This window comes from Kitasatospora sp. NPDC028055, assembly GCF_040637885.1.
Taxonomy (GTDB): Bacteria; Actinomycetota; Actinomycetes; order Streptomycetales; family Streptomycetaceae; genus Kitasatospora.
In genome coordinates, this window is sequence record NZ_JBEZXE010000010.1 from 168,659 (window position 1) to 193,286 (window position 24,628).

A 24,628-nucleotide genomic window follows, 5' to 3' on the forward strand; every position below is an offset into this window, starting at 1 on the left:
GGGGAGGGACGCTATGCGGCACCGGTAGACAGGCGGTCAACGCGGAACGCCGGTACCGCACAGCGCCCCTCCCCCGCACCTCCGTGCCACCCCGTGAGCGCGCGGGAGCCGCCCGGATAGGGTGGAACGGCACGTCAGAGGGCCGGGAGCGGCCGGGAAGGGCCTGGGGCATGGGGAAGAAGAGCGAGCTGGACGACCTGCGGGCCCGGGTGGCCACGCTGGAGGCGGAGGTCGACCGTCTGCGGGGCGAGGCCGCGGCGGCCGGGCGGGCACCGGTGGTGACCACCAGTCAGCCCCAGTCGATGACCCGCATCGCGGATGTCGTCGGCGTCCTGGTCTCCGGCCGGGCGGAGCAGCCGACCCGCGTCCTCCAGGTACGCGGCGGGAGCCCGGAGGGCCCGGTCACGGAAGCGACGGAGCCTGCCGAAACCCGGAGCCTCCCGGCCCCCGCCCACGGCCAGTTCCTGGAGAGCCTGCTGTCGGGTCGTTAGACCGGGAGCCGACCCCGACGGCGGAGCCCAGAGTCGGGGTGCCACCAGGAGGCGGAGAGGCGAGCGATCCTCGCTCATACTTGCGTGTTTACGCAAGCCTCCGATCGTCGGCCTTCTCCCCGCCGAGTGGCGGATGTTCCCGACGGGCCGTCAGGGGCCAGCCTTACGGGCAGTTCGACAGGTTCACGTCATCCCCCACGGGCGGCCCCCACACCGCCGGACAAGGACACGTCATGAGGCACTTCCCCCTGCCCGGAATCCTCGCCACCGCCGCCGCGGCCACCGCGCTGGTACTCGCCGCACCGGCGACCGGCGCCTCCGCCGCGCCCCTGCCCAGCCGGCCCATCATCGGCGGCGGCAGCGCCTCCCAGGGCTACTCCTTCATCGTCTCGCTCCAGCAGAACGGCCAGCACCTCTGCGGCGCCTCGCTGATCTCGCCCACCTGGGCGGTCACCGCGGCCCACTGCGTGGCCGGCGGCACGGCCGACCAGTTCACCGTCCGGGTCGGCTCCAACGACCGGACCTCGGGCGGCGAGGTGGCCTCGCTCGCCAAGGTCGTCCCCCACCCGAACTACAGCACCAACAACGACATCGCCCTGCTCCAGCTCAGCGCCCCCGTCCAGGCCGCCCCGATCGCCATCGCCGACGGTGCGCCGGCCGGCACCGCAGTCAAGCTGCTCGGCTGGGGCCAGGAGACCCCGCAGCCCGGCGGCGACGGGGGCCCGGACCAGCTCAAGGAGCTCGACACCAGCCTGCTCCCCAGCGGCTGCGCCGAGGGCTTCGACCCCGCCTCCGAGCTCTGCGTCAACAACCCGCAGGGCCCGGACGGCAGCAACCAGGGTGCCTGCTACGGCGACTCCGGCGGCCCGGCGATCGCGCAGGTCAACGGCGAGTGGCGGCTGCTCGGCGCCACCAGCCGGGCCGGCGGCACCTCCTCCACCTGCGCGGTCGACCCCTCGATCTACACCGATGTGACGGCGTTCAGGGACTTCGTCCGGAGCACCACGGCCGGCTGATCCCCGACCCCTCCGCGGGGCGCGGCAGCGCCCCCGACCGGCGGCCCTCCACCCTCTCCGGGGGTGGCGGGCCGCCGCTTCGCTGCGGGGAGACCTGTTCCAAGGGCTCGCCGTACGACGCCTCAGGACGCGCCCTACGACGCGCCAGGACACGCCCTACGACGTCCGGCGCTCGATCCCGTCCAGCAGCAGGCCGAGCCCCACCTCGAACCCGCGGTCGTCGAGCTCCGTCGCGCCGCCGCCCCGGGCCAGGGAGCCGTCCAGGGCGTCCGCGAGCGCCGGGTACTGCGGCCGGTAGGCGGCCGGCTCCCGGGTGAAGCCCGCGGCGAAGGTCTCCATCGCGGAGCCGAGCACCAGGTAGTCCACGGCCGCGGCGACCTCGGCGGCGTCGGCGGGTTCGAGGCCCGCCCGGCCGAGCAGGGCGAGCAGGGCGTCGTAGCCGGTCAGCGCGCTGTCGGCCTCCACCCGGCGACGGGCCAGCAGGGCGAGGGCGTTCGGGTGCCGCCGGAAGACCGCGCGGTAACCGCGCGCGTACGCCGCGAGGCCGGCCCGCCAGTCGGGGTCGCCCAGCGGCCCGTGGTCGATCTCGTCGTTGACCAGCCCGGAGACGGCGTCGACCAGGGCGTCCTTGCTCGGTACGTGGTTGTAGAGCGACGCCGCCTTCACCCCGAGCCGCTCCGCGAGCGCCCGCATGGTCAGCCCGTCGGGGCCCTCCTCGTCCACCACCTGGAGCGCGGCACGCGCGATCCGCTCGCGGGTCAGCAGTGCCCTGCTCGGTCGGCCCACCGAAATCCCCTCTTCCGCTCTCCGTGTCCGGGGGCTATCGTGCCAGACCGACAGCAGTCGCTAACAAAGTTAGTTTTATCGAGAGGGCGCAGCCAGTGGTCGAGCACACCCCCACCGACGCCACCGACGCCGCCGATGCCACCGGCACCGCGGACTCCGACCGGCTGGCCGCGCTCGGCTACCGGCAGGAGCTACGACGCAGCCTGAACGTGCTCGGCAACATCTCCATGGGCTTCGCCGTCGTCTCCCCGGTCGTCGGGCTGTACGCCGCCGTGCAGGTCGGCATGAGCGTCGCGGGCGGCGCCTGGGTCTGGGCCCTGCCGCTCTGCCTGCTCGGGCAGTGCCTGGTCGTGGCCGTCTACGCCGAGCTCGCCTCGCAGTGGCCGCTGGCCGGCGGCGCCTACCAATGGAGCAGACGCCTGTCCAGACCGGCGGTCGCCTGGCTGAGCGGCTGGATGTGGCAGTTCGCCGTGATGTTCGGCAACACCACCGTCGCCTACCTCGCCTCGCCCTGGCTCTTCGCGCTCTTCGGCGCCGTCCCCACCCCCGCCGAGCAGGTCCTCGTCTCGGTCAGCTTCATGCTCGGCTGCGCCCTGGTCAACGCCTACGGCATCAACCTGCTGCGCCGGGTCGTCAGCCTGGGCATCGCCGCCGAGGCCGTCGCCTCCGTGCTGGTCGGCCTCACCCTGCTGCTGGTCTTCCGGCAGCACGGATTCGCCCTGCTCACCGACTTCCTCGACGCCCCGAAGGGGCTGGGCGTCAGCGACACCGGCGCCCTGCTCGCCGCCGTCGCCGTGGCCGGCTGGGCCTTCATCGGCTTCGACGCCTGCGTGTCCACCGCCGAGGAGACCAAGGACGCCGCCCGGCAGGTGCCCAGGGCGATGTGGTGGTCGCTGCTCAGCGTCGGGCTCGTCGTCGTCCTCAACGCCGTCTCGGTCGAGCTCGCCCACCCGGACCCCGCCGACGTCGTCGCCCTCAAGGACCTCGACCCGGTCACCACCGCCGTCACCCACGCCTTCGGCGGCTGGGCCGACAAGCCCTTCGTCCTCGTCGTCCTGATCAGCTTCACCGCCTGCCTGATGGCCTCCCAGGGCGGCGCCGCCCGCGGCCTCTACTCGCTCGCCCGCGACGACGTCTTCCCGTTCTCCCGGCAGGTCCGCAAGGTCAACCGGCACAGGGCACCGATCGGCGGCCTGGTCGCCGCCACGGTGATCAGCTCCGCCGCGCTGCCCCTGGGCCTGAGCACCTCGGCCATCGGCAGCCTGATCACCTTCGGCAGCGCCGCCACCTTCGTGCCGTTCTTCCTGCTCACCGTGGTCGCCCTGACCGCGCGCCTGCGCGGCACCTGGAAGCCCGCCGGGGCCGTCGGCTACGGTCGCCTCGGCACCCCGCTCAACGTCCTGGCGGTGCTGTGGACCGGCTTCGAGGTGGTCAACATCTGCTGGCCGCGCGCCATCCTCGCACCGGCCGGAGCGCCGTGGTACCAGATCTGGGCGGCACCGCTCGGCGTCGGCACCGTCACCCTGGCCGGCCTCGGCTACCTGCTCGCGCGCCGCCCCGACCGCCGGATGCCCGACCCGGGCGAGGACCGCCCGCACGGCGACGAACTCGCCCCCGCCGTCGTGTAGTCGACCCGGTCGACCCGGTCGACCCACCGGACGGCGCCCCCGACCTTCCGCTTCCGGCTCACAGACTCCGGCTCACAACTTCCGACTCTCCGCTTCCGACCACCCGCTTCCGACGCGAGACCGAACACCCTTGGAGGAACCCGCATGACCCACCCCTTCGACGTCGTCGAGACGGGCATCGCCGACCTGCGCGCCGCGCTGGAGAAGGGCGAGACCACCTCGGTCGGCCTGCTCGACGCCTACCTGGCCCGGATCGAGGCCTACGACCGGCCCGGCACCGCCACCGCGCTCAACTCGCTCGTCGTGATGAACCCGGAGGCCCGCGCCGAGGCCGAGGCCTCCGACGCCCGCCGCGCCCAGGGCCGCACCCTCGGCCCGCTCGACGGCATCCCGTACACCGCCAAGGACAGCTACCTCGCCAAGGGCCTGACCGCCGCCGCCGGTTCGCCGGCCTTCGAGCACCTCGTCGCCCAGCGCGACGCCTTCGCGATCGAGCGGCTGCGCGCCGCCGGCGCCGTGCTCATCGGCCTGACCAACATGCCGCCGATGGCGAACGGCGGGATGCAGCGCGGCGTCTACGGCCGGGCCGAGAGCCCGTACAGCGCCGACTGGCTGACCAGCGCGTACGGCTCCGGCTCCTCGAACGGCTCGGGCACCGCCACGGCGGCCTCGTTCGGCGCCTTCGGCCTCGGCGAGGAGACCTGGTCCTCGGGCCGGGCGCCCGCCTCGTACAACGCCCTGTGCGCCTACACCCCCAGCCGCGGCGTGATCTCGGTGCGCGGCAACTGGCCGCTGGTGCCGACCATGGACGTCGTGGTCCCGCACACCCGCACCATGGCCGACCTGCTCGAACTGCTCGACGTCATCGTCGCCGACGACGCGGAGACCCGCGGCGACCTGTGGCGCTCCCAGCCCTGGATCAAGCTGCCCGCGGCCTCCGAGGTCCGCCCGGCGTCGTACCCCGCGCTGGCGCCCGCCGACGCGGCGGCGGCCGGTTCGACCCTCGCCGGCCGGCGCGTCGGCGTGCCCCGGATGTACATCAACGCCGACCCCGAGGCCGGCACCAACCCCGAGGGCGGCATCGGCGGCCAGACCGGGCAGCGGATCGACACCCGCCCCTCGGTCATCGCCCTGTGGGAGGCCGCCCGCCGCGACCTGGAGGCGGCCGGCGCCGAGGTCGTCGAGGTCGACTTCCCGGTGGTGACCAACTACGAGGCCGACCGCCCCGGCGCGCCCTCGGTGTTCACCCGCGGCCTGGTCGGCCGGGACTTCCTCACCGTCGAGATCGAGGACCTGTCCGCGTGGTCCTGGGACGACTTCCTGCGCGCGAACGGGGACCCGGCGCTCGCCACCCTGACCGAGGTCGACGGCGAGCGCATCTTCCCTGTGCACGAGGGTGAACTCCCGGGCCGCTACGAGGGCTTCGGCGACAGCGTCGCCGACTACCCGCGCTTCGTGCGGGAGCGCCCGTACGCCTCCCTCACCGACATCCCGCTGCTGGAGGCGGGCCTGCGCGGCCTGGAGGAGACCCGCCGGGTGGACCTGGAGGTGTGGATGGACGAACTCGGCCTGGACGCCGTGGTCTTCCCCGCCGTCGCCGACGTCGGCCCGGCCGACATGGACGTGAACGAGGCCTCCGCCGACCTCGGCTGGCGCAACGGCGTCTGGGTCGCCAACGGCAACCTCGTGCCGCGCCACCTCGGCATCCCGACCGTGACCGTGCCGATGGGCACCATGGCCGACATCGGCATGCCGGTGGGGCTCACCTTCGCGGGCCGCGCCTACGACGACACCGCGCTCCTGCGGCTCGCCGCCGCCTTCGAGGCGACCGGGCAGCGCCGCACGGAGCCCTCGCGCACCCCGAGGCTCCCCGCCAGCTGATGATCCGGGGCGGCCCGGGGCGGCCCGGTCGGGATCACCCTCCCGGCCGGGCCGCCCCGTTTCGGAGACGGCGTTCAACGACGGTGGTCAGCGGCAGCAATCAGCGACGGCCATCAGCGGCAGCGGTCAGCGACGACGGAACAGCCCGCGGCGCTTCGCCGGCGCCGGTGGCGGGGGCGGGGGCGGGTCGAGCAGCGTCGTGACGGCGTGCAGGAAGGGCCGGGCCTGGGCGGTCATGCCCGTCCGGTGCAGCCGGTGGCGGCCCTCCCCCTCCCACTCGCCCAGCACCGCCCCGCGCTCGCCCGTGATCGGGTCGATCCCGTACTCCAGGGTGAAGAACCGCTGCGCCGAGCCGTCGCCCGGCCAGGCCACCACCACCGCGAAGGCCTCGGTCGCCGCCCGTGGCCTCGGCAGCACGACCAGGAGCAGCCGGTGCTGCCCGACCTGGACGAACCCGCCCTGGAGGCCCTCCGGCGCCACCCGCTGCTCCGCGGGCAGGCTCGCGCCGTACTCCTCCCACAGCCGCAGCAGTTCGGCGTCGATCCGCTCCCCCGGCACCGACCCCAGGTGGGTCTGCGAGCGCAGCACCCGGTGCGCGAAGCGGTAGTGGTGCGGGCGCGGCGCGGGCAGGTCCCCCTCCCCCTCGGCCAGCCGGGTGACGGCGGCGATCACCTCGTCCGCGTGCACGAGCTCCAGCAGTCCGCCCTCGGCCACCCGGGTGAGCGGGGTCAGCTCCCCGTCGCGCCACCAGTAGGTGTGCACGGACAGCGGCGCGCTGGACGCGTCGTACTCCCGGGCGGCCCTCTCGATCAACACCTCCAGCACACCCGGGACTTGGAGGTCGAACGGCGCGAACAGCAGCCGGAACGGCGTGGGGAACGCCACCACCGCGCCGTCCGGGGGCAGTTCCCGGCCCGTGACCTCGCGGTGGACGGCGTCCAGGGCGAGGACCCGGCTCCCCGTCAGCGCCGAGTCCCCGGTGACGACGTGGAGGCCGCCGCCCTGCCCGGTCGGCAGCACCTCGTGCTGCTCGACGGGCAGCCGGGCGAGCCGCGCCCGCGCGGCCTCCCGCAACCGCGGCACCACCCCCAGTTCGGTGACCGCCTCCGAGGTCAGCACCTGCCAGCCGACGGGCGACTCCAGGGCGAGGAACTCCAGTACTCCCGGGGCGACTTCGAGCGCGTGCGGGTGCCGCGCGGACTCGGCCAGCGACGCGGCGTCCAGCAGCAGCGGATAGAGCCGGGCGGCCACCTCCTCCGGCGGGCCGCCGCCCGCCCCCGGGCCCCGCACGGCGGCGACCAGTTCCCGGACGTGGGCCAGGACCAGCTCCGGCAGCGGGACGTCCGCCCGCCGACCCACCAGGTCGAGCAGCCCGCCGAGCCCGTAGTCGCGCCCCTGGGCGTCCCGGGCGACGTCCCCGTGCAGGGTGACCTCGCACCCCGACGCCGCGAACCCCGCCCGCACCAGCGCGGCCAGCTCCGGCTCCAACTCCTGCCGTCCCATCGTCCCCTCCCCACCCACGCTCCACCCCCGCCCCTTCGGGGACGCCACCAGCCCACTGCCCGGTTGCCGTGCCCCGGACACCTCCGGCCGGGCGGAGTGGTGGGCCGGTCAGGCCCGGGGCTGGACGCCGAGGTCGGCGAGCAGGCCGCGGCCGCCGCCTCGTCCTGGTCGAGCACCTTCGGCTCCTAGATTCGATATGCATCTATGTTGACAGCCATCTATGCAGGTGCCAACCTCGCCCATATCGACACCTGTCGAATCAAGACCACGGACCGGGGAGACCCACCATGTCCCGCGTACAACTCGCCCTCCGCGTCGCCGACCTCGACGGCTCCGTCGCCTTCTACTCCCGCCTGTTCGGCGTCGAACCCGCCAAGCGCCGCCCCGGCTACGCGAACTTCGCCGTCACCGACCCGCCGCTCAAGCTCGTCCTCCTCCAGGGTGAGGCCGACTCCCCCACCCGCCTGGACCACCTCGGCGTCGAGGTCGGGACCACCGAGGAGGTCAGCGCCGCCACCGCCCGCCTCCGGGACGCCGGCCTGGCCACCTTCGAGGAGATCGGCACCGCCTGCTGCTACGCCCTCCAGGACAAGGTCTGGGTCCACGGCCCCGGCCGGGAACCCTGGGAGGTCTACGTCGTCAAGGCCGACGCCGACACCCTCGGCAGGAGCACCGACGACAGCTCCACGGCCGCCTGCTGCACCGAACCGGCGCCCGCCGACGCAGGGTGCGCCTGCGGCTGACCGCCACAGCTGCGGTCGCGCTACCCGGGCTGCGCGCCGAGGTCGGCCACCAGCCGGGTCGCGAGGCGCTCGGAGGAGGCCGGGTTCTGGCCGGTGTAGAGGTTGCGGTCGACCACCACGAAGGGGCGCAGCGGCACCAGGCCCTTGACGTACCGGGCGCCGTTCTCGCGCAGGCGGTCCTCGACCAGCCAGGCGGCCTTCCAGCCGAAGGGGTTGAGCCGCTCCTCCAGGTTGGAGAGGGCCGTCATCCGGTAGCCCGCGAACGGCCAGGAGCCGTCCGCGTCCTCGGCGGCCAGTGCGGCGGCCGGGGCGTGGCACAGCAGGGCCAGCGGCTTGCCGGAGTGCAGGACCCGGGTGAGCAGGGCACCGGAGACCGGGTCGACCGCCAGGTCCTCCATCGGACCGTGGCCGCCCGGGTAGAACACCAGGTCGTACCCGTCGGGGTCGACCTTCGCCAGGGTGGCCGGGCTGTTCAGCCGGTCCTCGATCGACTCCAGGTAGCGGGCCACCGCGCGCAGCCGGGCGGGGCGGCCCGCGGTGAAGGACATGCTCAGGCGGTCGAGCGTCGGGGGCCTTCCGCCCGGCGTGGCGACGGTGATGTCCCACCCGGCCCGGGTGAAGACCCGGTGCGGCACCGCCAGTTCCTCGCCCCAGTAGCCCGAGGGGTGGGCCGTTCCGTCCTTCAACGTCCAGCGGTCCGCCGCGGACACGACGCACAGGACCTGCATCTTCGCCATCGCGCCCTCCCGGAGGCTCGTCGTTCCGGCTGCCACGTCCACCCCGTCGGGGTCGACGTTACGGCGCGGGCGCAGCACCGGCGACCCGCCGGGGCCGGGGGTCACCGCTGCGCGGAGCGGGCCATGGGCAGCCAGGTGCGGTAGCGGCGCAGGGCCTGGCGCTGCTGGAGCTGCTCGGCGAGGAGGGCGACGGCCGGGTGGGTGCCGGGCCTCGGGGCGCGGCCGCGGGCGAGGCGGCGGAGCTGGTGGCGGACCTGGGCCATGGTGGCGGCCGAGGCCAGGGCCTTGTCGGACCAGGTGACCGGTCGTATCCCGCGGTCGGCCTCGCGCCCGGCGGCCCAGCGGTCAGGCAGGTCGGGGGTGACGGCGAGGGCGGTGCCGATGCCGACGAGCTCGACGCCGCCGGCCAGGGCCCGTTCGGCGGTCTCGCGCCGGGTGATGCCGCCGGTGAGCATCAGCGGGAGCGGGCTGGTGGTGACCAACTCCTCCGCGAGGTCGAGGAAGTAGGCCTCGCGGGCGCGGGTGCGGTCGTCGGCGGGGCGGCCGGTCATGGCGGGGCTCTCGTAGCTGCCGCCGGAGAGTTCGACCAGGTCGACGCCGAGCGGTGCGAGCATCGCGATCACCTGCCGGGCGTCGTCGGCGTCGAAGCCGCCGCGCTGGAAGTCGGCGGAGTTGAGCTTGACGGCAACGGCGAAGGCGGGCGGGACGGCGGCCCGCACGGCGCGGACGACGTCCAGCAGCATCCGGGCCCGGTTCTCCAGGGATCCGCCCCAGGCGTCGGTGCGCCGGTTGACCAGGGGCGACAGGAACTGCGACAGCAGGTAGCCGTGCGCGGCGTGGATCTCCACGCCGTCGAACCCGGCCCGGGCGGCGCGCGCGGCCGTGGTCGCGAACCGCTCGACGGTCGCGCCGATCTGCTCGGGGGTCATCGCGGTGGGGCGGCCGAAGCGGCCGCTGTGCCGGCCCAGGTCGACGCCCACCGCGGACGGGCCCCACACCACGCCGGGCATGTCGGCGGCGACCTGGCGGCCGGGGTGGTTGATCTGCATCCAGACCGCCCCGCCGCCGGACTTGGCGGCCTCGGCCCAGGCGGTGAACGGCTCCAGCGGCGCGGCCTCGTCGAGTACGACGCCACCCGGGCCGGTCAGCGCCTCGGCGTGGACCATGACGTTCCCGGTGATCAGCAGGCCGGTGCCGCCGGCGGCCCAGCGCCGGTACAGCTCCAGCATCCGCCGGTCGGGCAGTTGGCCGTCGCCGGCCATGTTCTCTTCCATCGCCGCCTTGGCGATCCGGTTGCGCAGAACAGCCCCCGAGCGCAGGTGCAGGGGCGAGAACAGCTCGCTGGCCATTCGGGTCTCCTCTCCTCGATGTCTCCGTCGACTAGGATGTGTACATCGCTCACATTAGGCGAGAAATGTGAGCGGTGCATACATCAGGGAGGGTGACCCATGCCACAGCCGACGACCGGCTCGTACCACCACGGCGACCTGCGCGCCGCCTGCCTGCGCGCGGCGCGGGAACTGCTGGAGGAGGACGGCGGCTCCGGCCTGTCCCTGCGGGCGGTCGCCCGGCGGGCCGGCGTCTCGGCGACCGCCCCCTACCGCCACTTCGCCGACCGCGAGGCCCTGGTCTCCGCCGTCGCCTCGGAGGGCTACCTCGAACTCGCCGCCGTCCTCACCGCGGCCCACCCCGCGCCCGCGACCCCCGACGAGCTCGCCGCCGTCGCCGTCGCCTACGTGCGCTTCGCCCTGGACCGCCCGGCACTGTTCCGGGCGATGTTCGCCGAGCCCTGCGACCCGGCCAACGAGGAACGGGCCGCCGCGACCGCCGCCGTCCGCCAGTACGTCCACGGCATCGTCCACGGCGTGTTCCCCGGCGCCGCCCCGGAGGCGCTCTCCACCGCGGTGTGGGCGCTGGTCCACGGCCTGGCCTTCCTGCACCTGGACGGCAAGCTCGACGCGACCTCCCCCGAGGCGGTCTCCGCCCAGGTCACGGCAGCCGTCCTGGCGGCCTTCGCCGTCGCACCGACGAAGGCCTAGGGTCCGTCAACGTGCCGTCAAAGGGAACGTCCGCCCGCCTCCCGTACCCGTCGGCTCCGGCCGCCGGTCAGCGGGCCGCCGTGGGCGGGGTCAGCCGCAGGGCGGCCAGGTCCGGCGGTACGGCGGCGCCGGAGTCGGAGCCCGGGCGGAAGAACGGGGCGGACTCACCGTCCGTTGCGGTGGCGGGCGCGTCGGTGAGCCGGAACCGCTCCCGCAGCCGGCCGTAGAAGTCGGTGGGCCGGAGGCGGATCAGCCGCACCCGCTGCGGGGCGCGGTAGACGCCGATCCAGTCCCCCGGGTCGAGGACGCCGCGCAGCTGGCCGTCGATGCTGACCGCCGCCCGGCCGGAGTGCGGCAGGACGCGCAGCGCGACCGGCTCGTCGGGGGCCGCGACCACGGTGCGGTTGAAGGTCATGTGGGCGGCGATCGGGGTGAACACGACCGCGTCCATGTGCGGGGAGAGCACCGGGCCGCCGGCCGCGAAGCTGTAGGCGGTCGAGCCGGTGGGCGTGGCGACCACGAACGCGTCGGCCGAGTATGCGGCCAGTAGCCGGCCCGAGATGTAGACCCCGGCGCTGACCTGGTGGTCCCGGGCGAGCTTCTCCACCACCACGTCGTTGAGCGCGTTGACGTCCAGGGCCAGGCCCCAGCCGTCTCCGGCGCCGTCGCCGGGCCGCACCGACGGGGGTGGCAGGGGCGCGGGGCCCCGCCCGTAGCAGAGGAAGGCCTCCATCTCGGCGGGCATCCCCGGCGGCCTGGAGGCCCGCATGGTCAGCGTCATCCGCTCCTCCACCGGGGCGTTCCCGGCGTGGACGGCGTCCAGGGCGGCGGCGAGGTCGCGGACTGGCACCTCGGTGAGGAAGCCGACGCTGCCGAGGTCGACGCCGAGCACGCTGGCCCCGGTCTTCACCGCGATCCGGGCCCCGCGCAGGAAGGTCCCGTCCCCGCCCAGGGTGACCACCAGGTCCGGGTCACCGGCCGCGCGGGCCTCCTCACGGCCGGAGCGGCGCCGGTGCTCCGGCGTCCAGACGTCGATCTCGGTGCAGCGGACGCCGTGTGCCGCGCACCAGGCGTGCACGGCACGCGCGGCCTCCTGAGCGGCCTCGCGGCCCTGGTGGACGACCAGACCGAGTCGGTGCACGGGCATGGCGGAGGACCTCGCCTTGTCGCCGGGGTACGGCGGCCCGGCCCGCTCGGATGCGGTGGAGCCGCGCCTTCCTACCGGCCCATCGTGGCGCCTCGACGCCCGATCGGCTCGCCGGACGACGGGGTGCCTGGCACGGGCGCCCACTGGCCGGGAAGCCCCGAGGCGGTCCTGCCAGCCGGCCGGGACCGGGCCGGGGACCGGGCAGGAGAACCTACGAGACCGGGGCTCAGCCGCCGTATCGCCGCTGCCTGGCGGCGAAGCTGCGTACGGCGCGCAGGAAGTCGACCTCGCGGAACGCGGGCCAGTAGGCCTCGCAGAAGTACAGCTCCGAGTAGGCGCTCTGCCAGAGCAGGAAGTTCGACAGCCGTTGTTCGCCGCTGGTACGGATGACCAGGTCGGGGTCGGGTTGGCCGGCGGTGTACAGGTGCGGGGCGATGTCGTCGACGGTCAGGGCGTCCGCGGCCTCGGTCAGTGACACGCCCGCTTCGGCTCGCGCGTACATCAGGTCGCGCACGGCGTCGACGACCTCCTGGCGGCCGCCGTAGCCGATGGCCAGGGTGACGTGAGCGCCAGTGGTGCAGGTCCGGGTGGCCTCGACGGCCTCCTTGAGGGCGCGGGCGGTGCTGTCGGGCAGGGCGTCGGTCATTCCGGCGAGGTGGACCTGCCAGCGGGCGTCCGGGCGGGTGAGGCGATCGACGACCACCTGCTCGATCAGCCGCATCAGGTAGGCGACTTCGGTGTCGCCGCGGCGCTGGAGGTTCTCAGTCGAACAGACGAAGACGGTGATGTGCTTGATCCCCAGGGCCTCGCACCACGAGAGCACCTCCTCGACGTGCTCGGCGCCCACCTTGTGGCCGAGGCTCGGGTTGGCCATGCCCATCTGCCGGGCCCAGCGGCGGTTGCCGTCCATGATCAGCCCGACATGCCGGGGCAGTGGGCCCGCCATCACCTCGCGGCGCAGGCGGCGGGTGTAGAGGGAGCGGAGCAGGTCGGGCATGGGCACCGTCCAAGTGGGATGGGAGCGGCCCGCCGGTTCGGGCGGGCCCTGGGCAGGCGGGTGTCGCGTGGCTCACCCGGCCGACGGCAGGTCGCGCAGGTCGCGCAGGGTGCCCGCGCACACCGCCGTCAGTAGCAGCAGACCCACGCCGATGCCGACGCCGAGCGGGTGGAATCCGGCACCGGTGAGCGAGAGTCCGAGGATGGTCGCGCCGCCGGTGGCACTGGCGCCGGCGAGGGTCCACACACCGGCCCGGAGGCGGTCGGTGCCGGGGGGCACGACGGCATCCGCGCCGACGCCGGTGAAGATGCGGGGGATCTGGATCGCGCCGAGGCCGAGGGAGATCCACCAGGCCGCGAGTACGGCGGTGCGCAGGGTGGGCGGTGAGGCGTCCGCGTCGACGCCGCCGTGCACCAGGACCACCACCGTGGTGCCGAGGAGCGTCGGTACGGCGAGGCGACGGAGCGCCCAGCCGAGCAAGGTGACCGTGGCGCGCAGCGTGGGCCGGGGCCGGGGTGCGACGAGGGCGACGCCGAGCAGCAGCAGGGCGGTGCAGCCGTGCGTGACCTGCTCCCGGACGGCGTCGGCGGGCAGCGGGCCGGCCTGTTCGGCGGCCAGGTGGCTCAGGAACCAGGCGGCGAGGGCGACCGTGATGCCCATGGTGGCCACCCGTCGCTGGCGCTGGGCCGGGGAGTCGGCGGGCCAGTGGGCCGGGTGCAGCCACATGTCCACGATGCCCGCGATCAGGTTGGGCCAGGACTTCCAGCCCGCGCCACGGGCCTCGTCCTCCACCATCGAGCCCCAGCGCTCGCGGAAGGCGTCCGGGTAGAGCCTGACCAGGCTGCGGGTGACGACGCTCATGCCCGCTCCTCGGTTCGCTCGCTGCGCCTGCTCATGCCGGGTTCACCCCCAGGCGCCGCAGTCCCGCGTTCGCGACCCGGGCCATGGCGCGCAGTTCGCGTTCCAGGACCTCGCGGCCGAGGGAGGTCAGCTGCACGGGACGCTGGCGGCCCTGCCCGTCGAGCGGCTCGATCAGCCGCTTCGACTCCAGCCTGGCCAGCGCCCCGTACAGGCTGCCGGGGCCCAGCCGCTCCCCGGTCAGCTCCTCGATCGCCGTGTTGATGGCGTATCCGTGCAGCGGTCCGTCGGCCAGCGCGCAGAGCACCAGCGTCTGGGCATCGTTGGCTTGCATGTCGCTCCTTTCGATCTGACGGAGCACCATACTACGTGCCACGAAGTACGCGCCACGTAGTACGCGATGTGTACTATCGCCGCCATGCGACATGACTTGACGATCGATCAGCTGGACGTCGGACACCCTGCTCGGCCCGCCGCGGCCGCGGCGCTGTCGACGTCCGCCGCCGGCGCCGCCGCCTTCACGCTGTTCGCCTACCTGACGACGCAGGTTCGCCCGGTGCGGGCGGGCAGTCCCTGGCAGGGCGATCCGTACGACGCAGTGGTGACCTTCACCATGTTCTTCGTCCCCCTGCTCGGGGCGCTCGGCGCGGCTAGGGCGCTGCTGTGCCGCCGCGACCGACCACTGCCGCACTACCGGATCGAGCAGGTACTTCGGGCCGGGCTGGTCTGCACGCTGCTCGTCGCCGCCACGCTCGCCACCGACTGGGCGGCGGTGGCCGCGCGGGCGGACCGCGCGTCCTGGGACGGCGACACCCCCTGGCTGATCGCGTCACTGCTGCCGCTCACCGGGGTGACGGCCGGGAACCTGCTGCTGCACCGCCGGGCGATCCGACGGCTACCGAAGCCGGTGCGCGGGGCCGAGGACACGGGCGGGACCGAGGACACGGGCGGGGACTGGCTGGACGACCTCGCACCCCTCGCGACTCTCCTCGCCGACCCCCGCTCCCGCACCTGGCGCGCGCTCGCCGCGCTCATCGGCCGCGCCAAGGTGCTCGACTTCGTGCGCCTCCGGTTCACCCTGCTCGCCGCCGCAGCCGCCGTCGCCGCCGGCCTGTTGGTCGCCACGGGAATGGCTTCCGGCGAGGGCTGGCCAGGGGTACTGCTCTTCACCGTGGAGACCGCGGTCTTCGCGGGCGGCACCTTCGCCTTTGTGATGATCTGCAACAGCGTCCTGCGGTTCGCCGCGCCTCCTCCCGTATCGACAACGAGCCGGGCCGCCCGGATCGCGGCCACCGCAGGCGCGTTGACGCTGCCGGTCGCACTGGCACTGCGGGACACCGCCTGGCAGCTGCTCGGGCTCGGCGACCAGGTCGACTCCATCGGACAGTGGGCGGCCGCCACCCTCGCATTCGCGCTACTGACGGGCGCGCTCACCTTCGGCGCGACTGCGACCGCAATCAGGAAGTGACAGCGGGAGGCATCGGTCGATTGCCGGAGTCCCGCGAACTATTCAGTATTTTACCAGAATAGCGATGGAAAGTCATATCCGCTGGGGATATGGAAAATTGGTGCCTTGTTCGCTATGTTGGCGCCCATGACGGCGAGTACTGAATTAATTGTCGAATCTGGCGAATCCAGCGAATTGCAGCTGTGGACCGAACGGCTCGGCAACCCGAACGACCCGGCGGTCCTGCTGGCGATGGGGACCGCCGCACCGGGCATCGGATGGCCGGACGAGCTGGTGGACGTGCTGGCAGCCGGCGGTCGCCAGGTCATCCGCTACGACCACCGGGACACCGGCCGGTCCGCCTGCGTGGACTTCGCCACCCACCCCTACACGCTGGCAGACCTGGCCGCCGATGCGACGGCCGTGCTCGACGGCCACAGAGTGGCCGCCGCGCACATCGTCGGGGCGTCCCTGGGCGGTGCGATCGGCCAGTGGCTGGCCGTGCACCGCCCTGAACGCGTACTGACTCTGACGGCGATGATGGCCGGCCCGATGGGCCACAGCGCGGGCCCGGCCTGGGCACGCGCCATGGCCGGCCAGGCACCCGACCCCAGCGACCTACCGCCACCCACAGCGCGCTTCCTGGCGCACCTCGCGCAACGCGCCGCGCTCCCGCAGGGGACTCGCGACCAGTACGTCATGGCGAACCTGGAGACGTGGCGAGTGCTCAACGGCGACGTCCTTCCCTTCGACGAGCCTGCCGCTCGCCGCTTCGTGGAAGCCTCCTTCGACCGGACCGCCAACCACAGCGCGGCCCTCAACCACGATCTGGCAGGACGTCACATGACCGAGGACCGCCTCGCACCGCTGTCCTCGATCAAGGCCCCGACACTGGTCGTGCACGGCACGGAGGATCCGCTGCGCCCGCTACCGCACGGCCGTGCCCTCGCCGAGGAAATCCCGCATTCCCGATTCCAGCCGATTTCCGGCATGGGGCACACACTGTTCTCTCCTGGACTTCCCCAGCAGATCGGCGAAATCATTCGCGAGCACACCGCGTAGCGAGCGAAATGTCGAGCGGATGCCCGTCAACGGGTTCCCAAATGCCGTCCGTCAGCGCTCATCCCTCATCGACGGTGACCGGATCCCGCAAGGGACGCAGCCCATCCAGGGGCGCCGACGGGCCGAGGTGCCATTCGCGGGCCGCCAGCTGGGCGTGCCACATCCGGGCGTAGCGGCATGGTGTCCTCACTCTTGGGCGACGCCCCAAACCCTAAATTGAAACGATAATGCTTTTCAATAAGAGAGCCGCAGTCGCCCCCGCGGTCACTCCTTCCAGCTCCCGCCGCAGGCCCGAAGGCGCCCGGCCCTGACCGGACCGGGCCGGGCCGGGCCGGGCCGGTCCGGTCAGGGCCGGGCAGGGCAGGGCAGGGCCGGGCCGGTCCGGTCAGGGCCGGGCAGGGCAGGGCGGGGCGGGCCGTGCGGGCCAGGCAGGCCGGGTCAGTCGGCGGTACGGCAGTCCGGGCAGACGCCCGCCAGCTCGACGGTGTGCTGGACGTCCGCGAAACCGGACAGCTCCGCGACCCGCTCGGCCCAGGCCTCCACCGCGGCCGAGTCCACCGGCGAACTCAGGCCGCACGCACGGCAGATCAGGTAGTGCCGGTGGTCGGCGCCCGGCCGGTAGCGGAACAGCCGCTCGCCGTTGGTGTCGCGGACGACGTCGGCGCGGCCGACCTCGGCCAGCGCGGTCAGGGTCCGGTAGACGGTGCTCAGACCCACCCGCGAGCCGGTGATCAGCAGGCCGGCGTGCAGCACCTGGGCGCTGACGAAGTCCTCGCAGCCCCGCAGGGCCCGCAGCACCTCGGCGCGTTGCGGGGTGAGGCGGCCCAGCCCGTCGTGGTCGTTGTCCGGTTGCGCGTCCGTGTCCTTCCGCCGCTCGGCGGCCCGCCGGAAGGCCGTGGTCAGCGCCCGGCTGCGGGTCTCGGCCACGGGTCAGCCCGTCCCGGGGGCTGCGGTGCGAGCCGGCCGCGGATCGGCCGCACGGCGCGGCCGGACCAGGAAGGTGGCCGCGTACACGACCGTGGCCGTCGCCATGATCGCGAAGCTCGGCGGCAGCTTCGGCGCCGCCGCGCTCAGCAGCAGCCCGCCCCACATCTCCGCGACCGCGAGCCCGGCGGACAGCGCCAGCGCCCGGAACGGCCGGTCGGTGAGCCGCAGCGCCGCGCCCGCCGGAGCGGCGAGCAGGCCCAGGAGCAGCAGCGAGCCGACCGCCTGGGTGGCCTCCCCGGCGCAGGCGCCGACCAGGGCCAGGAAGCCGAGCCCCAGCGCCCGCACCGGCACGCCCCGGGCGGCCGCCACGGCTTCGTCGAGGGTGGCGAACAGCAGCGGGCGGGCGATCAGCAGCAGGACGACGCAGATCGCGCCCGCGATCGCCACGGCCACCGTCGTCTGGCTGCCGTGCAGGCCGAAGATCGAGCCGAACAGCACGCTCGTCCCGGCGCCGCCCTGGGCGCCGCTGCGGGAGGTGGTGTAGACGGTCAGGAAGAAGGCGCCCAGGCCGAGGATCCAGGCGAAGACGCTGCCGATCACCACGTCGTCCGCCCGCCCCCGCCGGCCGAGGCCGCCGATCAGCAGGCCCACCCCGACGGTCGCCGCGAACAGCCCGAGCCGCAGGTCGTAGCCGCCCGCCAACGCGGCCATCGCGCCGGTGAAGGCGACATGGCTGAGCGCGTCGCCGGTGAAGATCTGCGCCCGCAGCACCAGGAAGCAGCCCACCAGCCCGCACGCGAGCGCGATGAACGTCCCGGCGAGCAGGGCGTGTTGGAAGAACGGCTGGGACAGGACGGCGGTCATGGCGCAGCTCCGATCGCGACGGCCGTACGGGCGCCGCCGGGCAGGCGGTCCCGGGCGAAGCGCACCAGGTGCGCCAGGACGTAGCCGGCGAAGGCGAAGCCGGTCACGAAGAAGCCGAGCGGGTACGGCCGGTAGTAGGCCGCGACCAGGCCCGCCCAGCAGGCCGCCAGCCCGAGGGCGACCGACAGCAGCAGGCTCAACCCCGGCCGGGCGGTGAACTGTTGGGCCGTCGCCGCCGGGATCACCATCAACGCGAACACCAGCAGGGTGCCGGTGATCTGGCTGGCCTCGGCGGTCGCCGCGCCCAGCAGCACCAGGAACAGGGTGTCCAGCAGCCGTACCGGCACCCCGCGCCCGGCCGCCACCTCCGGGTCCACGGAGGCGAACAGCAGCGGCCGTCCGATCACCGCCAGGGCGGCCAGCACCACCCCGCCCACCACCGCCAGGGTCACCACCTGGCCGGTGGTGATGCCCAGGAAGCTGCCGAACAGCAGCGCCGTCGGCCCCTCCAGCAGGCCCTTGTACAGGCTGATGAACAGGTATCCGCAAGCCAGCACGAAGGCCTGCACCGTACCGGTGCCCGCGGACTCCTCGGCGCCGCTCCCCCGGCCCCGGCGGCCGAGCGCCGCCAGCACCAGCGCGGTGGCGACGCAGAACCCGAAGTAGCCGAGCGTGGTGGCGAAGCCGAGCAGCACGGCCAGCGAGGCGCCCGGGAACGCGGACACCGACAGGGTGTGCCCGACGAAGGTCTGGCGGCGCAGCACCATGAACCAGCCCACCACGGCGCACACCAGAGCGACGACCAGGCCGGCCCGGAAGGCGTTCACCATGAACGCGTAGGACCACATGTCCTGGAAGTCGGCGACCAGGTCCCAGCCGAAGGCCGGCGGGGTCGCGTCAGCTGCCAGCAGCACGGCCGCCCCCGTTCCCGTGCCGGTCGGAGTGGAGGTGCCGGTCGCTGTCGACGTGCCGGTCGGAGTGGACCGCCGGGGCCTCCGGCTGGCCGACCACGACCAGCCGCCCGTCGCCGGTGCGCAGTACCTCGACCGGCGTGCGGTAGAGGCGGCTCAGCGTCGCGGTGGTGATCACCTCGTCCGGGACACCGGAGACGGCACCGCCCTCGGCGATGTAGACCACCCGGTCCAGGTGGTGGAGTATCGGGTTGACGTCGTGCGCGACCATGACCACCGACACCCGTTCCAGGTGGCACACCTTGCCCAGCAGGCAGGCGATCGCCGCCTGGTTGGTCAGGTCCAGGCTGTCCAGCGGCTCGTCCAGCAGCAGCACTCGGGGACGGCGGACCAGCGCCTGGGCGATCAGCAGCCGCTGCTGCTCGCCGCCCGAGCACTGCCCGATCGGCCGGTGCGCGTACTTCGACGCGCCCACCAGCTCGATGACCTCCCGCACGCGTTCACGGGCGGCCACGCGCTTCGCGCGGTTCAGGAACGGAACGGGGATCCCCCACGAATCCCCGTCCAGCCCGAGCCGCACCACATCGATCCCGCGGATCCGGACGGTGGCGTCGAAGTTGCGCCGCTGCGGCAGGTACCCGATCGCCGCGTTCCGCCCGCCGGGCGCCGCGCCGAGCACCCGTACCTCACCGGCGGCCGCCGGGAGGACGCCCAGCAGGACCTTGACCAGGGTCGACTTCCCGACCCCGTTGGGGCCGAGGACGGCGGTGAACTCCCCGGCCCCCACGGTCAGATCGACACCCGACCAGAGGGTCCGCCCGCCCACCCGCACGGCGGCCCCGCGCAGCGACAGCACCGGCTCCCCGCCGGGCGCGGTGCGCTCCGTCTCCGTACGGACCTCCTCCGCACGGACCTCCTCGGTACGGACCTTCTCGGTCGGGTGGATGCTCATGCGCCCGCCTCACTCCGCTCGCCAGGGGCATTCGCCCGTGCGCACCTCTTGACGGTGAGCTCGCTCCGCTCGCTCACTTGCCCGTCGCCTGCTTCAACGCGTCGGCGAGGCCCTGGAGCTGCCGGGCCTGCCAGTCCTGGAAGCTGGCCCCCGCCGGGGTGAGGGTCTCGGTGACCTCGACGACCGGTATGCCCTGCGCCTTGGCGGCGTTGACCTGGGCCACCACGTCGGGGTTGGAGTTCTGGGAGTTGTAGACGTAGACCTTGATCTGCTTGCCGGCGATCTGCTGGTCGATGGCGGCCTTGTCGGCGGCGGTCGGGTCGGTGCCCTCGCTCTCGGCGTCCAGGAAGGTCTCCGGGGTGAGCAGCTTGAGGCCGACACTCTCCGCGAGCGGGGTCACGATCGACTCGGAGGCGCCGATCGGGGTGCCCGCGTAGGTGGTCTTGATGTCGGCTTCCAGCTTGTTGTACGTGGCCAGGGTCTGGGTGGTGAAGGCCTTCTCCTGGCTGTCGAAGTAAGCCGCGTCGGCCGGGTCCAGCTTCTTGTAGTCGGCCGTGATCCGGTCGATGACCTTGGTGACACCCTCGGCGGAGTACCACTGGTGCGGGTTGTCGCCCTCCTTCTTGCCCAGCAGCTCGCCGACCTTGAGCACGGTCCGGCCCTGCGCCGGGTTCGCGGACAGCAGCTTGTCCGACCAGGCGTCGTAGCCGATCCCGTTGCTGATCACGTAGTCCGCGCCCGCGATGGTGCGGCCGTCGGCGGCGGTCGGCTCGTAGGAGTGCGGGTCGGTGTCGGGGTTGGTGATGATGCTGTTCACCTTCACGTGGTCACCGCCGAGTTGGGTGGCGATGGAACCCCAGAAGTTCTCCGCGGCCGTCACCTGGATCACCTTCGAGCCGCTGCCGCTGCTCGCGCCGCCGGACGCACCGGACGTGTTCTTGGCCGACGAGCCGGTGGAGCACGCACTGGTCGCGGCGAGGGCGGCGACCGCGGTCAGGCCGAGCACGATTCTCGGAAGGCGGCGGGGCTTGCTGGACGGGACGACACGCATGGCGGACTGCTCCTCGAAACCTGCCGGTACCGCCGTCTGGGCGGGTCCGGCTCCGTTGGACGCCTTCACCATAGATGGAAATGATTTTCATACCTAGAGGATCCGGGGGCTAGGTGGAAATCATTGCCAAAACTTGGCAACCGGCGAACCGTCGCCGCCGACGGACCGGGACACCCTGGCCACATCACTCAATGCACTGATCATGTCGCGCACGGTGACACCAGTGGCCGTGGAAGTGGCTGCCGAACCGTCAAGGTTCGTTTCTGGCAGGGAAATCGAAACCGCCCCCCGCCCCGAGAAAGGGGCGGGAGGCGGAAAGCCCGTGCGCGGAGCGGGGCGATCAGGAAGGCGGCTTCCAGAGGGTGACCAGCCCGGCGAACGCGGGCGGGTCCATCGGCGTCCCGGCCGGCCGCACGTCAGTGATCCTCAGCATGGCGAGGTTGCCCTTCGAGGTGACGGTGCACAGCACGTCGCCCTTCGCGATCGCGTGGCGCTCGATCAGCGCGGTGTTGCTGAGCTCCGACGGCAGCGGGGCACTGTCCACAGCCTGGCGGCACGCCTCCGGTGACGTTCCCGCGCTCTTGGCGACCGGGGTGCCGAAGGTCAGGTACTGGATGATGTAGGTCAGCTCGGCTTCGTGGTCGCCGACCTCGCCGCGCGGGTTCACCTTCGGGGCGTCCAGGTCCACCGAGATCAGCTCGCCTACGGCGGGGGTCCCGATCATCAGGGGGCGGTCGGTGAACACCGCGGTGTAACCGCCCTTCGGGGACGCCGCGCCGGATCCCGGTCCCGCCCCCGGTCCCGCCCCCGATCCCGAGGCCGCGTCTGCCGGGCCGGTGGCGCCCGGCTGCCCGCTCGCCCGGGGGCTCACGCTCACCTCCGGCTGCGCAGCCGCGGCCGTACCGGACCCGGACTTCCCGTCGCCGGACAGGGCCCACGCCGTACCGGCCGCGGCGGCCAGCACCACGGCGAGCGCACCGGCCACCAGGGCCCGCCTGCGCCGCGAAGCTGCCGCCGCCTGCGCCGCCGACCCCGCTGCCGACCCCGCCGCTTCTCCCGCACCTGCCGGCCCGGGCGCACCCGCCGTCTGCGTGGGCGCGCTGTGCACCTGGTCCCCGTACGGGGCGCGGGCGTTCCCCGAGGCCTGGGTGGGCACGTACGTGGCCGTCGGCCGGGGCGGGGCCTCCGCCGCACCGGGGGCCTGCGCGTCCGCTCCCGTCAGCAACTGCTCCACCTGGCGCCGGCGTTCGGCGACCGCCGCCGCCAGGGAGGCCGGCAGCCAGTCCCCCAGGTCCCGCGACGGGCGCCCGGACGCCTGCTCGCACAGCTCCGCCAGTTCGGCCGGGGTGGGCCGGGCCGCCGGATCCGCCGCGAGGCAGCGCTCCAGCAGAGGGCGCAGCCCGTCCGGGTAGCCGGACAGGTCCGCCGGTCGCTGCGCGGTGTTGGCGATCCGGGTGGCCACGGTCAGCGCCCCGCCCGTCCCGTAGGGGTGGCGGCCGGTGGCGGCGACGGCGGCGATCAGACCGAGCGCGAACACGTCGGTGGCGGGGGTGAGTTCACTCCCGATGCCGTGCTCGGGCGACATGAACTGCGGAGTGCCGATGAAGCCCCCGCTCTGCGTCAGCCTGGTGGCCTCGGCGGCACGCGCGATCCCGAAGTCGATCACCCAGGGCCCGTCCGGGCCGAGCAGGAGGTTGCCGGGCTTGAGGTCGCGGTGGACGATCCCCGCGGAGTGCATGGAGTCCAGCGCCCGGGCCACGCAACCGACCAGCTGGAGGGCGACGGGCAGCGGCAGCGGACCGTGGGCGTCGAGCGCCTCGTCGAGCGGCAGGCCGGGGACGTACGCCGTGGCCAGCCACGGCTGTTCGCCGTGGGCGTCATGGTCCAGCACGGGCACCAGGTGGTAGCCCCGCACCTTCTCGGCCGCGCGCACCTCCTGCTGGAAGCGGCGACGGAACTCGGGGTCACCGGCGTACTCCCGGCGGATCACCTTGATCGCGAGCGGCTGGTTGCCGCGCGTGCGCGAGAGGTAGACGGACCCCATTCCGCCCTCGCCGATCTGCGCGAGCAGCCGGTACCCGGCGATCTCCCTCGGCTCGTCCGTGCTCAGCGCACGCAACGCGCCCTTGCTCCCGTTGATGGACCCCACCCCCGATGTGCCGTGACTTCGAAGATCAAGATCTTAGCGAACAAGATCCTCTCGAACACGAACGTGACGGCCCTGATCAGGTCGCCGGGGGCAGCTCGGCGGCGCGCACCGCGACCTCGCGGCAGCGCGAGCGCATCGTCGACGGCCACCCGCGCACATCGGCCGGGGCGCCGCCGCCGAGTTGGGCGAGGTCAGGCCCGGCACGCCGACATCCCGGGCCCCGCGCGCCGCACGGAATCCCGACGTTGATGCCGCGCTGGTCCTCCAGGAGCCCGTCTGGACGACGGTGTTCGACCCGTCGACCGTAGTGATGGAAAACCGCATTGGACCAGGTCGTGCTATTTTTGTGAGCAGTCGTTCAACTACGGAGGCCGCGATGGGGCGCAGACAGCTCTGGGACCAGGACGAGGTGCTGGCCTCGGCCATGCGGCTCTTCCGCCAGCGGGGCTACCTCGGCGCCTCACTGCGGGACATCGAAGAGGCCACCGGACTGCACCCGGGGAGCCTCTACCGGACCTTCCAGAGCAAGGACGGCCTGTTCCACGCCGCCCTGGACGCCTACAACGAGCGGGTGGTGCAGGACCGGGTCCGGGTCCACCTGCTGGAGCCGGCGGACCCTCTGGCCGGCATCCGCTCGTTCTTCACCTCGGCGATCGAGACCGGCGCCGAGCCCGACCCGGGCTGCCTGCTCACCAACACCGCCGTCGAGTCCTTCACCCTCCCTGCGACCGCCGCCGGCGTGCACCACGGCCTGGCAGTGATCGAAGGCGGCTTCGCCGACGCGCTGACCCGCGCCCGGCACCGCGGCGACACACCGCCGGACCTCGACGTCGCGACCACGGCAGCACACCTGCTCGCGCTCTACCAGGGCCTGCTGGTGCTCGTCCGGGCCGGCCTGCCCCGCACCACATTGCACAGCGTCACCGACGGCGCGATGGCGTCGATCGGCTCTCTGAGAACCGTACGAAAGCAGGACGACCATGAGTGACACCCAGCGGCTCTGGAACGACTACGCCGCCTGCTGGTCGGCCGACCCCGCCGACCGGATCGCCGCCCTCGGCGCGGTCGCGGTGGACGAGGTCGCCTACCGCGACCCCGGGGCCGAGGCTGCCGGCCTGACCGAACTCGCCGCCTACATGGCCGGATTCGCCACGGCCTTCCCCGGCCACCGGTTCCGCATCGACGAGGTGCTGGAGCACCACGACCGCTCCCTCGCCCGCTGGACCCAGCTCGGCGGGCAGGGCGAGACCGCGTCGACCGGCATCAGCACCGCCCGCCACCACGAGGACGGGCGCCTCGCCGACATCACCGGCTTCTTCCTCCCGGCCTAGTTCCTCCCGGCCCAGGGCGTGTCTTGTGGATCAGGCCAGGCCCGCGACGCCAGGGCACGCACCTCGCCGCGTTGTCGTCGGTCGCCGATGCTCCGCATGGACTCCCTC

General features: G+C 73.5%; 24 protein-coding genes. 10 read left to right on the forward strand and 14 right to left on the reverse strand.

The window, feature by feature from the left end; all coding sequences use genetic code 11:
- The first annotated feature begins 170 nt into the window (after positions 1–170).
- Positions 171–491 (forward strand): hypothetical protein, encoded by a 321-nt coding sequence (locus tag AB0F71_RS14490; RefSeq protein ID WP_360232801.1) that lies wholly within the window; start codon positions 171–173, stop codon positions 489–491.
- Between the two features lie 233 nt (positions 492–724).
- Positions 725–1,507, forward strand: coding sequence for a serine protease (locus AB0F71_RS14495; RefSeq protein WP_360232804.1), 783 nt, complete (start codon positions 725–727; stop codon positions 1,505–1,507).
- Between the two features lie 156 nt (positions 1,508–1,663).
- Here the strand turns inward: AB0F71_RS14495 and AB0F71_RS14500 are convergent, their stop codons facing one another.
- Positions 1,664–2,293 carry a TetR/AcrR family transcriptional regulator C-terminal domain-containing protein gene (locus tag AB0F71_RS14500; RefSeq protein WP_360232807.1) on the reverse strand — a complete coding sequence of 210 codons (630 nt, stop codon included), beginning with the start codon at positions 2,291–2,293 and terminating at the stop codon, positions 1,664–1,666.
- A 95-nt stretch (positions 2,294–2,388) separates the two neighbouring features.
- Between AB0F71_RS14500 and AB0F71_RS14505 the strand changes: the two genes are divergently transcribed.
- Positions 2,389–3,921, forward strand: coding sequence for an APC family permease (locus AB0F71_RS14505; protein ID WP_360232809.1), 1,533 nt, complete (start codon positions 2,389–2,391; stop codon positions 3,919–3,921).
- A gap of 144 nt (positions 3,922–4,065) precedes the next feature.
- Complete coding sequence (locus AB0F71_RS14510; protein ID WP_360232812.1) at positions 4,066–5,802, forward strand: amidase; 1,737 nt, start codon at positions 4,066–4,068, stop codon at positions 5,800–5,802.
- A 126-nt stretch (positions 5,803–5,928) separates the two neighbouring features.
- On the opposite strand, the gene AB0F71_RS14515 is transcribed toward AB0F71_RS14510, so the two are convergent.
- A complete protein-coding gene (locus AB0F71_RS14515) occupies positions 5,929–7,305 on the reverse strand; it encodes a hypothetical protein (RefSeq protein WP_360232815.1) in 1,377 nt (458 codons plus the stop codon).
- A 287-nt stretch (positions 7,306–7,592) separates the two neighbouring features.
- Between AB0F71_RS14515 and AB0F71_RS14520 the strand changes: the two genes are divergently transcribed.
- A complete protein-coding gene (locus AB0F71_RS14520) occupies positions 7,593–8,048 on the forward strand; it encodes an ArsI/CadI family heavy metal resistance metalloenzyme (protein WP_360232818.1) in 456 nt (151 codons plus the stop codon).
- 20 nt (positions 8,049–8,068) lie between these two features.
- Here AB0F71_RS14520 and AB0F71_RS14525 read toward each other — a convergent pair whose 3' ends face one another.
- Positions 8,069–8,785: a type 1 glutamine amidotransferase domain-containing protein gene (locus AB0F71_RS14525; RefSeq protein WP_360232821.1), complete on the reverse strand. Its 717-nt coding sequence runs from the start codon at positions 8,783–8,785 to the stop codon at positions 8,069–8,071.
- A 101-nt stretch (positions 8,786–8,886) separates the two neighbouring features.
- Positions 8,887–10,134 carry an NADH:flavin oxidoreductase/NADH oxidase family protein gene (locus tag AB0F71_RS14530; RefSeq protein WP_360232824.1) on the reverse strand — a complete coding sequence of 416 codons (1,248 nt, stop codon included), beginning with the start codon at positions 10,132–10,134 and terminating at the stop codon, positions 8,887–8,889.
- Positions 10,135–10,233: 99 nt separating this feature from the next.
- On the opposite strand from AB0F71_RS14530, the gene AB0F71_RS14535 reads away from it, so the two are divergent.
- Positions 10,234–10,824 (forward strand): TetR/AcrR family transcriptional regulator, encoded by a 591-nt coding sequence (locus tag AB0F71_RS14535; RefSeq protein ID WP_360232827.1) that lies wholly within the window; start codon positions 10,234–10,236, stop codon positions 10,822–10,824.
- 67 nt (positions 10,825–10,891) lie between these two features.
- Here AB0F71_RS14535 and AB0F71_RS14540 read toward each other — a convergent pair whose 3' ends face one another.
- The 4 genes from AB0F71_RS14540 to AB0F71_RS14555 all read right to left on the reverse strand — a co-directional run bounded on the left by AB0F71_RS14540 (position 10,892) and on the right by AB0F71_RS14555 (position 14,160).
- Entirely contained in the window at positions 10,892–11,971 is a 1,080-nt protein-coding gene (locus AB0F71_RS14540; RefSeq protein WP_360232830.1) for an NAD(+)/NADH kinase, read from the reverse strand.
- Between the two features lie 226 nt (positions 11,972–12,197).
- Positions 12,198–12,974 (reverse strand): polyprenyl diphosphate synthase, encoded by a 777-nt coding sequence (gene uppS, locus AB0F71_RS14545; protein ID WP_360232833.1) that lies wholly within the window; start codon positions 12,972–12,974, stop codon positions 12,198–12,200.
- Positions 12,975–13,040: 66 nt separating this feature from the next.
- Entirely contained in the window at positions 13,041–13,829 is a 789-nt protein-coding gene (locus AB0F71_RS14550; protein ID WP_360232836.1) for a hypothetical protein, read from the reverse strand.
- 31 nt (positions 13,830–13,860) lie between these two features.
- Complete coding sequence (locus tag AB0F71_RS14555; RefSeq protein WP_097241037.1) at positions 13,861–14,160, reverse strand: helix-turn-helix transcriptional regulator; 300 nt, start codon at positions 14,158–14,160, stop codon at positions 13,861–13,863.
- An 84-nt stretch (positions 14,161–14,244) separates the two neighbouring features.
- On the opposite strand from AB0F71_RS14555, the gene AB0F71_RS14560 reads away from it, so the two are divergent.
- The gene (locus AB0F71_RS14560; protein ID WP_360232839.1) at positions 14,245–15,294 is read left to right on the forward strand and encodes a hypothetical protein; all 1,050 of its coding nucleotides are present in this window, start codon (positions 14,245–14,247) and stop codon (positions 15,292–15,294) included.
- 126 nt (positions 15,295–15,420) lie between these two features.
- Positions 15,421–16,335 (forward strand): alpha/beta fold hydrolase, encoded by a 915-nt coding sequence (locus AB0F71_RS14565; protein WP_360232842.1) that lies wholly within the window; start codon positions 15,421–15,423, stop codon positions 16,333–16,335.
- Between the two features lie 438 nt (positions 16,336–16,773).
- Here AB0F71_RS14565 and AB0F71_RS14570 read toward each other — a convergent pair whose 3' ends face one another.
- From AB0F71_RS14570 to AB0F71_RS14595, 6 genes are all read right to left on the reverse strand, one after another.
- Positions 16,774–17,262 (reverse strand): Fur family transcriptional regulator, encoded by a 489-nt coding sequence (locus tag AB0F71_RS14570; protein WP_360232845.1) that lies wholly within the window; start codon positions 17,260–17,262, stop codon positions 16,774–16,776.
- Positions 17,263–17,265: 3 nt separating this feature from the next.
- Positions 17,266–18,126, reverse strand: coding sequence for a metal ABC transporter permease (locus tag AB0F71_RS14575; protein WP_360232848.1), 861 nt, complete (start codon positions 18,124–18,126; stop codon positions 17,266–17,268).
- Positions 18,123–19,040, reverse strand: a complete 918-nt coding sequence (locus AB0F71_RS14580) for a metal ABC transporter permease (RefSeq protein ID WP_360232851.1) — start codon at positions 19,038–19,040, stop codon at positions 18,123–18,125. The genes AB0F71_RS14575 and AB0F71_RS14580 overlap by 4 nt, the downstream gene beginning before the upstream one ends.
- Positions 19,024–19,989: an ATP-binding cassette domain-containing protein gene (locus AB0F71_RS14585; protein ID WP_360232854.1), complete on the reverse strand. Its 966-nt coding sequence runs from the start codon at positions 19,987–19,989 to the stop codon at positions 19,024–19,026. The genes AB0F71_RS14580 and AB0F71_RS14585 overlap by 17 nt, the downstream gene beginning before the upstream one ends.
- 73 nt (positions 19,990–20,062) lie before the next feature.
- Positions 20,063–21,040 (reverse strand): zinc ABC transporter substrate-binding protein, encoded by a 978-nt coding sequence (locus tag AB0F71_RS14590; RefSeq protein WP_360232857.1) that lies wholly within the window; start codon positions 21,038–21,040, stop codon positions 20,063–20,065.
- A 340-nt stretch (positions 21,041–21,380) separates the two neighbouring features.
- Complete coding sequence (locus AB0F71_RS14595; protein ID WP_360232860.1) at positions 21,381–23,159, reverse strand: serine/threonine-protein kinase; 1,779 nt, start codon at positions 23,157–23,159, stop codon at positions 21,381–21,383.
- Positions 23,160–23,565: 406 nt separating this feature from the next.
- On the opposite strand from AB0F71_RS14595, the gene AB0F71_RS14600 reads away from it, so the two are divergent.
- Positions 23,566–24,177, forward strand: a complete 612-nt coding sequence (locus tag AB0F71_RS14600; RefSeq protein WP_360232863.1) for a TetR/AcrR family transcriptional regulator — start codon at positions 23,566–23,568, stop codon at positions 24,175–24,177.
- On the forward strand, positions 24,170–24,520 hold the full coding sequence (locus tag AB0F71_RS14605) for a nuclear transport factor 2 family protein (protein ID WP_360232866.1): 351 nt from the start codon (positions 24,170–24,172) through the stop codon (positions 24,518–24,520). The genes AB0F71_RS14600 and AB0F71_RS14605 overlap by 8 nt, the downstream gene beginning before the upstream one ends.
- Positions 24,521–24,628 lie beyond the last annotated feature (108 nt).